The organism is Sphingomonas sorbitolis (assembly GCF_036663875.1).
Classification (GTDB): domain Bacteria; phylum Pseudomonadota; class Alphaproteobacteria; order Sphingomonadales; family Sphingomonadaceae; genus Sphingomonas.
This window is the reverse complement of the sequence record NZ_JAXOJS010000002.1, coordinates 601,060-615,641: the sequence shown is the minus strand read 5'-3', so window position 1 is coordinate 615,641 and position 14,582 is coordinate 601,060. Positions and strand designations below refer to the sequence as shown.

Below are 14,582 nucleotides of genomic sequence, written 5' to 3'. Positions count from 1 at the left end.
TCAGGCGAGGCTTATTCAGCCGCCGCGGCGAGCGGTGTCGAAAGGGCCTCGTCGGCAAGTCCGGCAAGCATAGCGCCCACCATATCCACCACCCGCGCGAAACCGGCACCGGGCGCGTGCAGTTTGCGATCGAGATAGATGGTGCGGTCGAGCTCGAGCTGGATCGCGTGGATGCCCAGGTCGGGGCGGGCATGGCGTTCGAGGATGTGCCCCCCCGCATACGGCGTGTTGCGCGCGACCGAAAAGCCATGCGCGGTGCAGACCGTTTCCGCGCGGTCGACGAAGCGTGGCGCGGCGGCATGGCCGAACCGATCGCCGAGCACGATCCGCGTCCCACCAGGGCCGAGCGGGGGCATCGAATGCACGTCGAGCAGCACCGCCACCCCGAACCGCGCATACGCCGCCTGCAACGCGGCTGCGACCGCTGCGTGATAGGGCCGGTGGTCGTTGACGATCCGCGCGGTCACTTCGGCATCGGTGAAGCGGCGTGCCCACAGGTCGCCGGCGCCCGAGACGCGGCGCGGCACCAGGCCGAGGCCGCTGCGCAATTTGGCGGACTGTTGCGCGGGCGGGATCGATCGCGCGCCTTCGTCGAGTTGGGCGTCGCGTTCGTCTTCACCGCGGTTGAGATCGATCCAGGCGCGTGCGCGACGCTGGATAATCATCGCCTGATCCGTTCGCGCGCTCCGTGCCACCGCATCGACCAGCCGGTCCTCGAGCGGGAGCAGCGCCGCCAGCGGCACGCGCAACGCGGTCTTGAGCGAGAGCGGATAGTCGCGTCCGGCATGGGGTACGGAGATCACGACCGGGTTGGTCGGCGGCGCGGTATCTTGGTGTTCGAAAGGGGGCAAGCGCTCGAAGGGGGGCGATGACATGGCGAGCACGCTAGGGCGACGCGTCGGAACGGGCAATCGATCTGGAAATGTTAACCACTTTGCGCGTAGGGAAAGCGCGTCAATGTACGCGTGAAAACAGGACTTTAGATCGATGTTGCGAATTCTGCTGGCCGAGGACGATCAGGTCATGCGCGAATATCTGACGCGGGCGCTCGAGCGCTCTGGGTATGCCGTCACCGCAGTGGACCGCGGGACCGCGGCGATTCCGCTGCTCGAGACCGAGACGTTCGACCTGCTGCTCACCGATATCGTGATGCCCGAGATGGACGGGATCGAACTGGCGCAGAAAGCCGGCGAGATGTGCAAGGACCTGCGCGTGATGTTCATCACCGGCTTTGCGGCGGTCACCCTGAAGGCCGGGCGGGCGATGCCGCAGGCCCGCGTCCTGTCGAAGCCGTTCCACCTGCGCGACCTGGTCGCCGAGGTCGATCGGCTGTTCGAGATGGATAATGTCACCGGCATGCATTGAGCGCTTGCACCCCGCGATAAGCGCGGCTAGTGGAGCGCTCCGGCGGGCGTGTAGCTCAGTGGTAGAGCACTGTGTTGACATCGCAGGGGTCGCAAGTTCAATCCTTGCCACGCCCACCATAGAAAGCCCCGCTAACCTCCGGGTTAGCGGGGCTTTTTGCTGTCTGGGCGTTTCCGACCTTCCGGTATCGTGAAAAGCTGTCATGCGGCACGGATGATCCGCTTCTCGATTTCCGCCACCGCTATCCTGTCATCCAGCGTCCTGCTGTCGCCTGGCGCCGTGCTTGCGCAGTCCGACGTGCCGCCGCCGCCCGCCGCCGACAGTCCGGCCGAGATCGTCGTGACCGGGCGCGGATTGGCCGACGCACCCGGCGACCGCGCCTATTCGATCGTCACGATCGGGCGCGACCGGATCCAGGCGAATGCGAGCAACCGGCTGGAGAGCGTGCTGGCCGACGTCGCCGGGTTGCAGCAGTTTCGTCGTTCGGATTCGCGCAGTGCCAACCCGACCAGCCAGGGGATTTCGCTGCGCGGGATTGGCGGCAACGCCTCCAGTCGCGCGCTGCTGATCTTCGACGGCGTGCCGCAGGCGGATCCGTTCGGCGGCTGGGTCGCATTCCCGGCCTATGCGACGGGGCGGCTAGGGCGCATCCGCGTGACGCGCGGCGGTGGCAGCGGCTATCAGGGACCGGGCGCGCTGGCCGGGACGGTCGAACTGGAGAGCGCGACGCCTGACGACCTGACACCGTTCCAGGGCAGCGTCGCCTATGGCAGCCGCGATTCGGTCGATGCGCAAGGGTCGGCGGCGCTGGTGCGCGGGTCGGGGTTTGCGACCATGTCGGGCGCGTACGCGCGCGGTGACGGCTTTACGCCGACCGTCGCGGAGAGCCGCGGGATCGTCGATCGGGCCGCGCCATACGAGCAGGCGTCGGGCGCGTTGCGGACCGTCGTCGGGATCGGCGCGAAAACCGAATTGCAGATGAATGCGAGCGCGTTCACCGATCGGCGCGACCGGGGGAGCGACTTCACCGCGAATAAGAGCGAGGGGGCCGATGCGAGCATCCGGCTGATCGGGCGGGGCGCGTGGGGCTATTCGGCGCTGGCGTATCTGCAGACGCGCGCGTTCGCGAGCAGCTTCAACAGCATCACTGCCGCGCGCACGACCGCGATCCAGTCGCTGAACCAGTACAATACGCCGGCGACAGGGCTTGGCGGGCGGATCGAGATCGCACCGCCGCTGGGCGAGAGCATCACGCTCAGGCTGGGCGCGGATATCCGCGACGTGAGCGGCAAGACGCAGGAGCTCTATACGTTCGTCAACGCGGCGCCGACGCGGCGGCGGGAAGCTGGCGGGAGTACGACGACGACCGGCGTGTTCGCCGATGGAAGCCTCGTCGCGGGCTACCTCACGTTCAGCCTAGGTGGGCGGGTCGATTGGTGGTCGATCGATGGCGGCTATCTGACGGAACGGCCGCTCGCGACCGGCGCGGCGCTGACCGACCTGCGCTACGCGAACCGCGACGGCAGCGAGACTACCGGGCGGGCAGGCGTCGCGTATCAGCCTATCGAGGCGGTCACGCTGCGGGCCGCCGGCTATCGCGGATGGCGACTGCCGACGCTCAACGAACTGTACCGCCCGTTCCGGGTCGGCAACGACGCGACCGCGGCGAACGCGTTGCTGTCGCCGGAGCGACTGACCGGGGTCGAGGGTGGCGTCACGCTGACGCCGACGCCGGGCGTGAGCATCGCCGCGACCTATTTCTACAACCGGCTGAAGAACGCGATCGCCAACGTCACGACGACCAACCCGCCGCAGGTGCTGCCGGGGGTCGCCACCTACCGTGTCCGCCAGAATCTCGACGCGATCCGCGCGCATGGCTTCGAACTGGATGCGTCGTATCGACCGGGTCCGCTGGGCGTGCAAGCATCGTGGTCGCACACGAACTCGAAGGTCGAGGGTTCGGGGATCACCGCCGCTCTGGACGGATTGCGACCGGCGCAGACCCCGCGCGACCAGGTGTCGGGGACGGTCGACTGGCGGCACGATGCGGCGGCGCTGTCGCTGACCGTGCGTCATGTCGGCCGGCAGTATGACGACGACCAGAACACACGGGTGCTTGGGGCCGCGACGACGCTGGATGCGTATGCCGCGCTGCCGATCCTGGGCTCGCTGGTTGCCGAGTTTCGGGCGGAGAATTTCCTCAACGAGCGCGTCGAGGCAGGGATCAGCGGCGCGAACATCGTCGAACGCGCAACGCCGCGGACGATCTGGGTGGGGCTGCGCTACGGGGGGCGCTGATATTCGATCCGTCGCTTGCCAAGAGAAACGAAGACAGCATGTTTCCCCGCGAAGGCGGGGACCCAGTCTGGGCTCCCGCCTTCGCGGGAGAACAATTTCGGGGAACGTCACCATTTGGTACTAGTCACCACCCCGGCGAAGGCCGGGGCCCAATTGGAAAGGTGGAAATAACGGGGCACTGCGCTCGGTTATCGCCGTTCCCCACTTGGGCCCCGGCCTTCGCCGGGGTGGTGCGATAGACCATGAGTCTACTGAACCACGCCCCGGGTGGGGAGCATGAGTAGGCGCTGCGTTGACCCGTGTCTGGCGTGCGACTAATGCCACTCCCGTGAAGGGTTCCCGGCGACGGGATCAAAAGGGAAGTCGGTGCGCGGGAATCCGCAAGACCGGCGCTGTACCCGCAACTGTGACCGGATAGCGGCCACCCCGAATATGCCACTGGGTTTCGACCTGGGAAGGCGGGGTGGGCGCGATGACCCGGAAGCCAGGAGACCTGCCTTTCACGGTCGATCCACTGCGCGGGCGGGTGTCCGGCGCGGACGAGTGCTCCGGTCCAGCCGGGTTTCCTCGAGCGAGAGACGTCTGGCCGCCCCGCGAATGGTCGCAGGCGGTTCTGCTTAGGACGTACCCATGACGAAATTCTTCCTTCTGCTCGGCGCCGCGGCGATCGCAGCGCCTGCTTTTGCCCAGACCATCCCCGATCCCGACGCTTCCGAAGTCGTCGTCACCGCGACCCGCGCCGCGCAACCGCTGAGCGAGATCGGCCAGGCAGTAACGGTCATCGACCGCGCCGAGATCGAGCGCCGGCAAACCACCGTGGTGTCCGACCTGCTCGCGACCACGCCCGGTGTCACCGTCACGCGCAATGGCACCATCGGCGCGCTGACCAGCGTCCGTATCCGCGGCGCCGAGGCGGACCAGACGCTCGTCGTGATCGACGGCGTCCGCGTCAACGATCCCTCGTCGACCGGCGGCGGCTTCAACTTCGGCAACCTCCTGTCGAGCTCGGTCGAGCGGATTGAAGTTCTACGCGGGCCGAACTCGGTGCCATGGGGCAGCCAGGCGATCGGCGGCGTCGTCAACATCATTACCGCTGCGCCGACACAAGGCATTCAAGCGCGTGCCAACGCCGAATATGGCTATGCCGACAGCGTGTTCGCGAGCGCGGGCGTCTCGGGCAAGTCCGGTCCGGTGTCGGGCTCGCTGACCGGCGGCTATCTGCGCACCGACGGCATCTCGTCCGCCGCCAGTGGCACCGAGCGCGACGGCTATCGCCAATATGGCGCGACCGGACGAGTGGGCGTCGAGTTCGCGCCGAGAATCGGCCTCGACCTGCGCGGCTATTTCGCCGACAGCCGCGTCGAGATCGACGGCTTCCCGGCCCCCGATTACGTGCTCGCCGACACGCCCGAATATTCGAAGACGCGCGAGGCATACGGTTACGCAGGGCTGCACGCGAACTTCGCTGACGGGCGGATTAACAACCGCGTCGCGTTCACGATCGCCGACATCAACCGTGACAATTACGACCCGAGCTTCGGCAGCGATCCAACCTTCATCGGTCGCGGCCGCAGCGAACGCTACGAATACCAAGGCGACTTCCGCCCGCTCGACCAGGTCCGCGTGGTCGCCGGAGTTGAGCGCGAGAACAGCCGTTTCAATGACGGCTTCACCTTCGCGGATACCGGGATAACCAGCGTCTACGGCCAGCTGATCGTCAAGCCGCTCGACATCCTCACGATCACCGGCGGCGTCCGCAACGACGATCACGACGATTTTGGCAGCCACACCACGTTCGGCGCGAACGCCGCGCTGGCATTGCGCACCGGCACGACAATCCGCGCAAGCTATGGCGAAGGCTTCAAGGCGCCGACGTTGTACCAGCTCTTCTCCGACTACGGGAACCGCGGCCTCGATCCGGAGACCGCGCGCAACTTCGACGTCGGGGTCGAGCAGGCGTTCCTCGCCAACCGGGTCCGCGCAGGCGTGACCTATTTCAACCGCCGTACGCGCAACCAGATCGACTTCCGCGATTGCAGCCCGGCGGAGCAGACGAACGCCGGTTCGATCTGCGTCGACCGCCCGTTCGGCGTCTACGACAATATCGCCCGCGCCGAGGCGGACGGCGTCGAGTTCACCTTGGCGCTGCGCCCGGTCGACGCGCTGACGCTGACCGCGAACTACAGCTATATCGACACCGAGAACCGCTCGATCGGCAGCGATTTCGGCAACGACCTCGCGCGCCGTCCCAAGCAGACCGCGAGCGTCGACGCCGATTACCGGTTCGCGTTCGGACTGTCGGTCGGCGGCACCGTGACGATGGTCGGCGACAGCTTCGACGACGCCGCCAACACCGTGCGGCTCGACGGCTATGCGCTGGCGGGTGTCCGCGCGGAAATGCCGATTACCGACCGGATCGCGCTGTACGGCCGCGTCGATAACCTCACCGACTCGCGGTACGAGACGATCGCGGGCTACGGCAATTACGGTCGCGCGGCGTATGGCGGCGTGCGGTTGCGGCTGAAGTGAGGCGCGGGGCGATCCTCCTCGCGCTCCTGCTCGGGGGCTGCGCGCAATCCCCGGGCGCGGGCGGCGGCGGGGGGATCGTCTCGACCAATCCGTGCGTGGATTCGGTGCTGGTCCGGATCCTGCCCGCATCGCGGATCGCCGGGATCAGCCATTATTCGCAGGACCCGTCCGCGACCTCGATCCCGCTCGCCGTCGCGCGCCGGTTTCGCGGCATCGCCGGGACCGCCGAGGAGGTGATCGCGCTCCACCCCGATCTCGTCATCGCCAGCACGTATACGCCGCCGGCGACCCAGGCGGCCTACGCGCGGGCCGGGCTGAAGACATTGCTGCTCGGCATCCCGGACTCGATCGAGGAGAGCCAGGCACAGATGAAGCAGATCGCCGACGCGGTCGGTGCGCCCGCGGGTGGCGCGCGGATCAACACCGATATCGATCGCGCGGTGGCGCGCTGGAGTCGCAAGGATGGGCCCAAGGATGACATGCCGCCCAGCGCTCTGCTCTATATCAGCGGCGATCTCGCAACCGGGGGGAGCACGTTGCTGAACGAGATGATGACCCGCGTCGGCTTCCGCAACGCCGCCGCGAGCTATGGCCTGACGCATACCGGCACGCTGTCCGCGGAGACGATCGTGACGCAACCGCCGGCCATCGTGATCGCCCCCGAACGCGCCAGCCGCGGCACCGCACTGCGTCACCGCCTGTTGCCGACCACGCCGCAAGCCGTCTTCCCCCGCGTCCTGATCAACTGCGGCGGCCCGACCATTCCACCCGCGCTAGAACGCCTCGCCGCGATCAGGGCCGGGCTGTGATGCGACACCCATACCAAAGCCACCCCGGCGGAGGCCGGGTCCCAATTGGAATGGCGGAAATAATGGAGCGCTGCACGCCGTCACGATCGTCCCCCAATTGGGCCCCGGCCTTCGCCGGGGTGGCGGCAGTCGTCGGTATGCTTGCGGTGGACCTGTGATGACCCGCACGCCCAAACTCATCACCCTCGGCGTCCTTGTCATCCTCCTGTTCGGCCTGTCGCTCGGCTGCGGGAAAGTCTGGGTGCCGCTCGACGCGTGGTTCTCGAGCGACCCGCGCTGGTGGATCATCCTCGAACTCCGCCTGCCACGCGCGGTACTCGGCCTCGTGCTCGGCGCCACGCTCGGGCTGTCGGGCGCGGTCCTGCAAGGCTATCTCCGCAACCCGCTCGCCGACCCCGCCGTCGTCGGCATATCGTCGGTCGCAGCACTCGGCGCGGTCGCCGCGATCATTTTCGGGCTTGGGTCGGGACCTGCCATCTTCGCCGCGGCGATGCTCGGCGCCGGCGGCGCGGTCGCGCTGCTCGCCGCGTTGACGTGGCGGTCGCCGAGCGCGATCACCTTCATCCTCGCCGGCACCGTGCTCGCCAGCCTCGCCGGTGCGCTGACCGCATTCCTGATCTCGATCGCGCCGAACCCCTATGCGGTCGCCGAGGTGATCGACTGGATCATGGGTGCCCTCACCGATCGCGGCTGGGATGATATCACGCTCGCCCTGCCGCCGATGCTGCTCGGCGGCGTACTGCTCATGCTCACCGGTCGCTCGCTCGACGCGCTTTCGCTGGGCGAGGCGGCGGCGCGATCGCTCGGGATACGGATGGGCCGTGTCCGATGGCTGGTCGTACTCGGCACCGGGCTCGTGGTCGGCGCCGGCGTCGCGGTGACCGGCGTGATCGGTTTCGTCGGCCTCGTCGTCCCGCATCTGCTGCGTCCGATCTTCGGCCACCGCCCGAGCGCCCTACTGCTCCCCTCGGCGCTCGGTGGAGCCGCGCTCGTGCTCGCCGCCGACAGCCTCGTCCGCCTCGCCCCCGGCGCCGGCGAAGTCCGGCTCGGCGTCGCGATGGCGCTGATCGGCGCGCCGTTCTTCCTGGGGTTGCTGGTCAAGGAACGAGGCCGCGCATGGATCTGATCGTCGACGCGCTGAGCGTGAAGCTCGGCAAGCGCACCGTCCTCCACGACGTCTCCGCGCATCTCCGCCCCGGCCGAGTCACCGCGATCCTCGGCCCCAACGGCGCCGGCAAGAGCACGCTCGTCAAGGCCGCCGCCGCGCTCGTCGACCGGAGCACCGGCAGTGTCCGGCTCGACACGCAGGACGTCGCGACGATGGACCCGCGCGCCCGAGCCCGCGCGATCGGCTACCTCCCGCAGGACGCGACGGTGCACTGGAACATCGTCGCGCGTGACATCGTCGCGCTCGGCCGCCTTCCGCACCTAGGCGCCCATGCTGCCCCGTCGCCCGAAGACCGTGACGCCGTCGACCGCGCGATGGACGATACCGAGACCACGCACCTCGCCGATCGCCCGGTCGGCGAACTCTCCGGCGGTGAGCGCGCCCGCGTCCTGCTCGCGCGCGTGCTGGCAGGCGAACCGCGCTGGCTGCTCGCCGACGAACCGCTCGCCAGCCTCGACCCCGCGCACCAGATCGACCTGCTCGCCCGCCTGCGCGCCTACGCGGGCGGCGGGGCAGGGGTGGCGATCGTCCTCCACGACCTCGTCCAGGCGCAGCGCGCTGCGGACGACGCGCTGCTGATCGCCGACGGTCGCGTCGTCGCGTTCGGCCCGGTCGCCGAGGTGATGACCGCCGACATCCTCGCCCGCGTGTTCGGCGTCCGCGTCGCGCCGCTCGACGATGGCGGCCGCCGCCTGCTGGTCCCGGTCGGGCGTGTCGAGGTCGGCTAGCCACGCGACACGTCCGGTGGATCGGGGCCAAGTCGGGGCTGGCGGGGTGAAAGATCATCGACGCGCCGGGCCCGGTTCACTATCCCGCGCCGGGTGATCGACATTCCCGCCCCCCTCCGCCTGCGCCTCGACGGCGACGCCCTCGTCCAGAACTGGCGTACGCTCGACCGCATGAGCGGCACCGCGGCATGCGGCGCGGCGGTCAAGGCGAATGGCTACGGCCTCGGCGCGATCGAAGTCGCCCGCCGCCTCGCCAACGCCGGCTGCCGCGACTTCTTCGTCTCGAACTGGCAGGAAGCCGCCGAACTCGCGCCCTTGGGCCTAACGATATCCGTCCTCCACGGCGTCCGCGACGAGGACATGCCCGCCGCCACCGCCGGTTTCGCCCGCCCGGTCCTCAACACCTCCACCCAGGTCGCCCGCTGGAAAGCCGCGGGGGCAGGCCCGTGTGACGTCATGGTCGACACCGGCATGAACCGCCTCGGGATCTCGACAGACGACATCGCCAGCGGCCTGCTCGACGGTGTCGAAATCGAAACGCTGATGAGCCACCTCGCCTGCGCCGACGAAGACTCGCCGATGAACGCGGTCCAGCGTGCGGCGTTCGCCGGGCTGGCCGGACGAACATCGGCGCGTCGGATGAGCCTCGCCAACTCCGCGGGTATCGCGCTCGAAGGCTATGCATTCGACCTGACCCGGCCGGGATTGGCGCTGTACGGCGGCATTCCCCGTGGTGAGCTGGCCAGCGTGGTCCGGCCGGTCGTGACCCCCGAAGCGCAGATCCTGCAACGCCGTCGCGTCGCGGCAGGTGATACCGTTGGCTACAACGCGACTTGGACCGCCTCCCGCGACACCGAGGTGGCGATCATCAATCTGGGCTATGCTGACGGCTATTTCCGCGGGTTTTCGGATCGCGGTAGCGGGTCGGTTGGCGGCAGCGGCGTACCCGTGATCGGCCGGGTGTCGATGGACCTTCTCGCGATCGACGTGACGGGGGCCGCGGATATTGGGGAAGGCGCATGGATCGCGCTCGACTTCGCACTGCCCGACGCCGCGGCACTGTCGGGCATGTCGCAATATGAGCTGCTGACCGGTATGGGCGCGCGCTATTGCCGATCATGGTCCTCTACCGGCCGCCCCGGGAAGAGCGGCCGGTAGAGGAGAGGCCCTTACCGCTCGATACACATTGCGATGCCCATGCCGCCGCCGATGCAGAGCGTGGCTAGTCCCTTCTTCGCGTCGCGCTTCTGCATCTCGTAGATCAGCGTCGTCAGGACGCGCGCGCCGCTCGCGCCGATCGGGTGGCCGATCGCGATCGCGCCGCCGTTGACGTTGACCTTGCTCGCGTCCCAGCCGAGTTCCTTGCCGACCGACAGCGCCTGCGCGGCAAACGCCTCATTGGCTTCGATCAGGTCGAGATCGCCCAGCGTCCAGCCGGCCTTTTCCAGCGCGCGCCGGGTGGCGGGGACGGGGCCGATCCCCATCACCGACGGGTCGACGCCGGCCGAGGCCCAGCTCCTGATCGTCGCGAGGATGGTCGAGCCGCGGCGTTCGGCTTCGTCGCGGCGCATCATGACCAGCGCGGCGGCGCCGTCGTTGAGGCCGCTTGCGTTCGCCGCCGTCACCGTGCCGTCCTTCTTGAACGCGGGTTTTACGCCCGAGACGCTCTCGATCGTCGCGCCGGCGCGGATGTATTCGTCGTCGGCAACGACCGTGTCGCCCTTGCGGCCCTTGATCGTGACGGGGGCGATCTCGTCCTTGAAACGGCCCGATCCGCGCGCCGCCTCGGCCTTGTTCTGCGAGGCGACCGAGAAGGCGTCCTGTTCACCGCGCGTGACCTGGTATTGCTCGGCGAGGTTTTCGGCGGTGATGCCCATGTGATAGCCGTTGAAGACGTCGGTCAAGCCATCGCTGACCATCGTGTCGACAAGGGCAAGGTTGCCCATCTTCTGCCCGCCACGGATCGACTGTGCGTGCGCGGAGAGCGACATCGATTCCTGGCCGCCCGCGACGACGATGGTCGCGTCGCCGGTCTGGATCGCCTGTGCCGCGAGCGCGACCGCGCGCAGGCCCGAGCCACAGACCTGGTTGACCCCCCAGGCGGGGATTTCCTTCGGTACGCCCGCCGCCATCGACGCTTGGCGCGCGGGGTTCTGGCCTTGCGCCGCGGTGAGGACCTGGCCGAGGATCACTTCGGAAACGTCCTCGCCGGCAACGCCTGCCTGTTCGAGCGCGGCCTCGATCGCGATGCGGCCGAGTTCGTGCGCTGGCGTGGTGGCGAAGGCCCCCAGGAAGCTGCCGACGGGCGTGCGCTTGGCAGCGGTGATGACGACGTCGGTGGGGAGATCGGTCATGTCAGGATCCTCTATGGTTGGACCCCATGTAGGTCACCCGAGCGCGGCGATCCAGTTGGCGAGCGGCTCCCAGAGGCGCGCGCGGGCGCTGCGGCTGACGATCATGCCGACATGCCCTGCGCCAAGATCGCGGCGGTCGGCGAGGCCGATCGCGGTGGCGGCGGGGACGATACGATCGCTCAGCGAGACGAACTCGACGGTCGGGCAGGCGAGTGTGAGCGGATCGACCGAGGTGCCTGCGATGACCCAGCCGCCTTTGCCGGGAAGATCGTCGGCGATGCAGTCCTCGAACAGCGACGCGGCGGCAGCGTAGGGGAGGGGGGCGCCCGCGTTCGCCCAATCCTCGAGTCGGACGAACGCGCGCGCTGCGTCGCTGTCGGGGGCGAGATCGGCTAACGCTTCGTATTTGGCGATCGTACGGGCCGGGTCGAGCTGCCAGAAGCCGGCTTGCAGGACTTCCATCGGCAGCAGGCCGAGCATCGCCGCGGCGGGTTTTACCGCGGCCCAGGTTGCGGCGAGTGTGGGACGGCCTTCGTCATAGCCCGCGAAATGCCACGGTGCCGCGATCGTCGCGACGCCGGCCACAGGGGTAATCGCGGCGGCGCCCAGCGCCAGCGTACCACCGAGGCAATAGCCGACCAGTACCGGCGGTTCGGGCAATGCCTGGAGCAACGGGACCAGCAAGCGCTCGACATGCGCCGCCAGATCGAGGTCGCGGTCGTCGCTGCCGGGCGATCCCCAGTCGACCAGCCAGACACGAAATCCCTGCGCGGCAATCCATCGCACCAGCGAAGTCGCGGGCGAATGGTCGAGGATGTCAGGCGGATTTATCAGCGATGGGACGAACACGATGGGGCGCCCACTGCCACCGTAATCGCGCAACGAAACTCGACCTGCGCGGTGAATTGCGGGCATCGGATCGGCCCGCTTCTCTCGTGGTGCGGCCTGATAGGCGCGCAATCCGGCTAGCGCGCGCGCCATCCGTTCGGGCGATGCTGCGGTCTCGCTGCGCAGCACATTGAGGAACAAGGGTAAGGGCCTCGGACCTTGTTGCGGTGCGTCATCAAAGACTGTAGCCTCCGTTTCAAACATAAGACGGGGGATCCATGAAGAAGCAACCGGCTGCCGACGGAATCGTCATCATCAAGAAGTACGCCAACCGGCGGCTCTATAACACCGAGTCGTCATCCTACATCACGCTGGATCATCTCGCGACGATGACCCGCGAGGGGCGCGACTTCAAGGTGGTCGATGCGAAGACCGACGAGGACATCACGCACAACGTCCTCACGCAGATCATCATGGAGGAGGAGAGCCGCGGCGAGACGATGATGCCGGTGAACTTCCTGCGCCAGCTGATCTCGATGTACGGCGACTCGATGCAGACGATGGTGCCGGGCTATCTGGAAGCGTCGATGGACAGCTTCCGCCGCAACCACGATCAGTTCAAGTCCGCGGTCGAGGGTGCGTTCGCCAACTCGCCGTTCGCCGATATCGCCAAGCGCAACCTCGCGATGTTCGACGTCGCCGCGCAGGCGATGACGCCGGCCGCGACGACGCCGGCCCCAGCCGCCAGCAAGGACGACGAGATTGCAGCATTGCGCAGCGAACTCGCCAAGTTGCAGGAAAAGGTCGAGAAGCTCGGCTGAACGATGAGCGCGGTGTTGTGGAGCGCGAGTGGCGGGCTCGCCGCATTAGCCATCGCCGCCGGGTTCGGCGAACGACGCCGGCGACGGCGCCGCGATCCGGACTCGGTCGGCTGGGTCGACTGGCCGACCGTCCAGATGCTCGCGCTGATTGCCCTCGCGGTCACGATCGGGCTCGCGTTCAAGTCCTGACGGCTCAGCGGTTCAGGCGATACACCGTGTGCGGCAAGGCGCCGACCTTCACGACGCCCACCAATCGATAGCGGTCGGCGATGGCCGCCGCCACGCGTGCCCGGGTTGCGGGGTTGGTATCGGCTTTGTCCGCACGGACGACGATCACGCCGGGATTGGCGGCGAGCAGGCGCGCGGTCTCGGTGGCCGGATCGATGCCCAGGCCATGCGCCTCGGTCATCCGGCTGAGATGGCTGCGGAAAATGTACGGCGTCGGCAAGCAAGACTGCGTCAGATAATAGAGGATCGGTTCGCTGCCGAACGTGAACAGGCAGCCCGGGGGATGCTGTCCGACCATGTGGACGAGTGCGGCGAGCTGTCGGGCCGTACCGCGACGGGCGACGCGTATCCCGCCGAGGACTGCCGCCGCGACCATGCCGAACAGCAGCACCGCGATCAGCGATCTGCGGCGTGCGCGTGTCGAAACGTGAGCCAGGCCGGTGCCTGCGGCGACGGCGAGCGGAAGCGCGACGGGTAGCAGGTACAGCAGCTCGAAGTTGCGCATGATGACGACGGCGAGACCCGCCGCCACGAGCCAGCCCATCGCGAACGGCGCCGATCGCCGACTGCACCACGCCAGCACGACGAGCGGACCGCTCAACGCGAGCGCGCCCGCCAGTTTCAACAGGCTTGAGCCGAAACCGTCGTCGTTCTGCTGGCCGAAGATCGACAGGAAGTTCGCGAACACGAACGCGTCGTTGTGGCCCGCCAACGCATAGGCCACCCAAGCGATCGCGGTTGGTAACAGCGCCGCGGCGACCCAGAACGCGGCGTTGCGGATCAGGCGCGCGATCGAGCGGTCGGTTTCATGGGATTGTTTGAGCAGGACCAGACCAAAGAATATCCCCTCGAACATCGCGGTATATTTGATCTGCATCGCCAGGCCGACCAGCAGCATGGCGCCGACCCCGCGCGAACCGACGCGACGATCGTCGGCATCGCGGCCGAGCACCAGCAACGCGGCGCTGGCCATGAGCGCGTTGCCCCAGATCGCGGATTGCCCCCCTGCGCCGTCGAAGATCATCACCCAAACGAGGTAGATCAGGCCGGCGCCGAGCTCTGCCGTGGATGCCGTCGCAGAGGATCGCGCGGGCGAACCGGAGCGTGCGGGCGATCCGGGGCGCGCGGGCGATCCGGGGGCGGTAAGTCGGTGCACGATGCGACCGACCAGGAACGCCGTCCCCGCCGCAACGAGCGTCGCGGCAAGCTGATACATCACGATGCCGTTACCGCCGACGCTGCGGATGCCGGCGAAGATCAGGAACAGGCCGACCGGCTTGCGATCGAAGATATCAACGAACGGCCACGCCCCGTGGAGCAGGCGATCGCCGACCAGCAGGTAGAATTGCTCGTCGCTATGGATCACCGGATTGCCGAATAACGGGCTGCGGAGGGCGAAGGCGATGAGGAGCAGGACAAAAGCCTGCCCCGATCGGTGACGCAGGCTAAACATG

13 protein-coding genes, 1 tRNA gene and 1 riboswitch are annotated in these 14,582 nt (G+C 68.0%); of the genes, 10 read left to right on the top strand and 4 right to left on the bottom strand.

The genetic code is table 11. From position 1 onward, the window contains the following. Positions 1-11: 11 nt before the first annotated feature. A complete protein-coding gene (locus U1763_RS08150) occupies positions 12-875 on the bottom strand; it encodes an N-formylglutamate amidohydrolase (protein WP_332754807.1) in 864 nt (287 codons plus the stop codon). A 112-nt stretch (positions 876-987) separates the two neighbouring features. Here U1763_RS08150 and cpdR point away from each other — a divergent pair, with 112 nt between their 5' ends. From cpdR to alr, 8 genes are all read left to right on the top strand, one after another. Next, positions 988-1,365 carry a cell cycle two-component system response regulator CpdR gene (cpdR, locus tag U1763_RS08145; RefSeq protein ID WP_055881295.1) on the top strand — a complete coding sequence of 126 codons (378 nt, stop codon included), beginning with the start codon at positions 988-990 and terminating at the stop codon, positions 1,363-1,365. A 44-nt stretch (positions 1,366-1,409) separates the two neighbouring features. Further along, positions 1,410-1,484: transfer RNA gene (locus U1763_RS08140), tRNA-Val, on the top strand. Positions 1,485-1,578: 94 nt separating this feature from the next. After that, entirely contained in the window at positions 1,579-3,663 is a 2,085-nt protein-coding gene (locus U1763_RS08135; protein WP_332754978.1) for a TonB-dependent receptor, read from the top strand. A gap of 316 nt (positions 3,664-3,979) precedes the next feature. Further along, positions 3,980-4,178: riboswitch (cobalamin riboswitch) on the top strand. Positions 4,179-4,293: 115 nt separating this feature from the next. Continuing rightward, the gene (locus U1763_RS08130) at positions 4,294-6,192 is read left to right on the top strand and encodes a TonB-dependent receptor plug domain-containing protein (protein ID WP_332754806.1); all 1,899 of its coding nucleotides are present in this window, start codon (positions 4,294-4,296) and stop codon (positions 6,190-6,192) included. Next, entirely contained in the window at positions 6,189-7,001 is an 813-nt protein-coding gene (locus U1763_RS08125) for an ABC transporter substrate-binding protein (RefSeq protein ID WP_332754805.1), read from the top strand. The genes U1763_RS08130 and U1763_RS08125 overlap by 4 nt, the downstream gene beginning before the upstream one ends. Before the next feature lie 157 nt (positions 7,002-7,158). After that, complete coding sequence (locus tag U1763_RS08120; RefSeq protein WP_332754804.1) at positions 7,159-8,127, top strand: FecCD family ABC transporter permease; 969 nt, start codon at positions 7,159-7,161, stop codon at positions 8,125-8,127. Continuing rightward, on the top strand, positions 8,118-8,897 hold the full coding sequence (locus U1763_RS08115) for an ABC transporter ATP-binding protein (RefSeq protein WP_332754803.1): 780 nt from the start codon (positions 8,118-8,120) through the stop codon (positions 8,895-8,897). The genes U1763_RS08120 and U1763_RS08115 overlap by 10 nt, the downstream gene beginning before the upstream one ends. Positions 8,898-8,999: 102 nt before the next feature. Beyond that, positions 9,000-10,055, top strand: a complete 1,056-nt coding sequence (gene alr, locus U1763_RS08110) for an alanine racemase (RefSeq protein ID WP_332754977.1) — start codon at positions 9,000-9,002, stop codon at positions 10,053-10,055. 11 nt (positions 10,056-10,066) lie between these two features. Here the strand turns inward: alr and U1763_RS08105 are convergent, their stop codons facing one another. Further along, positions 10,067-11,251 carry an acetyl-CoA C-acetyltransferase gene (locus U1763_RS08105; RefSeq protein WP_332754802.1) on the bottom strand — a complete coding sequence of 395 codons (1,185 nt, stop codon included), beginning with the start codon at positions 11,249-11,251 and terminating at the stop codon, positions 10,067-10,069. A 33-nt stretch (positions 11,252-11,284) separates the two neighbouring features. Further along, entirely contained in the window at positions 11,285-12,280 is a 996-nt protein-coding gene (locus U1763_RS08100; RefSeq protein ID WP_332754801.1) for an alpha/beta fold hydrolase, read from the bottom strand. 77 nt (positions 12,281-12,357) lie between these two features. On the opposite strand from U1763_RS08100, the gene phaR reads away from it, so the two are divergent. Continuing rightward, positions 12,358-12,900, top strand: coding sequence for a polyhydroxyalkanoate synthesis repressor PhaR (phaR, locus tag U1763_RS08095; protein ID WP_107961437.1), 543 nt, complete (start codon positions 12,358-12,360; stop codon positions 12,898-12,900). Positions 12,901-12,903: 3 nt separating this feature from the next. Beyond that, positions 12,904-13,089, top strand: coding sequence for a hypothetical protein (locus U1763_RS08090; RefSeq protein ID WP_332754800.1), 186 nt, complete (start codon positions 12,904-12,906; stop codon positions 13,087-13,089). A gap of 4 nt (positions 13,090-13,093) precedes the next feature. On the opposite strand, the gene U1763_RS08085 is transcribed toward U1763_RS08090, so the two are convergent. After that, complete coding sequence (locus U1763_RS08085; protein WP_332754799.1) at positions 13,094-14,581, bottom strand: glycosyltransferase family protein; 1,488 nt, start codon at positions 14,579-14,581, stop codon at positions 13,094-13,096. Between the last annotated feature and the right edge of the window lies 1 nt (position 14,582).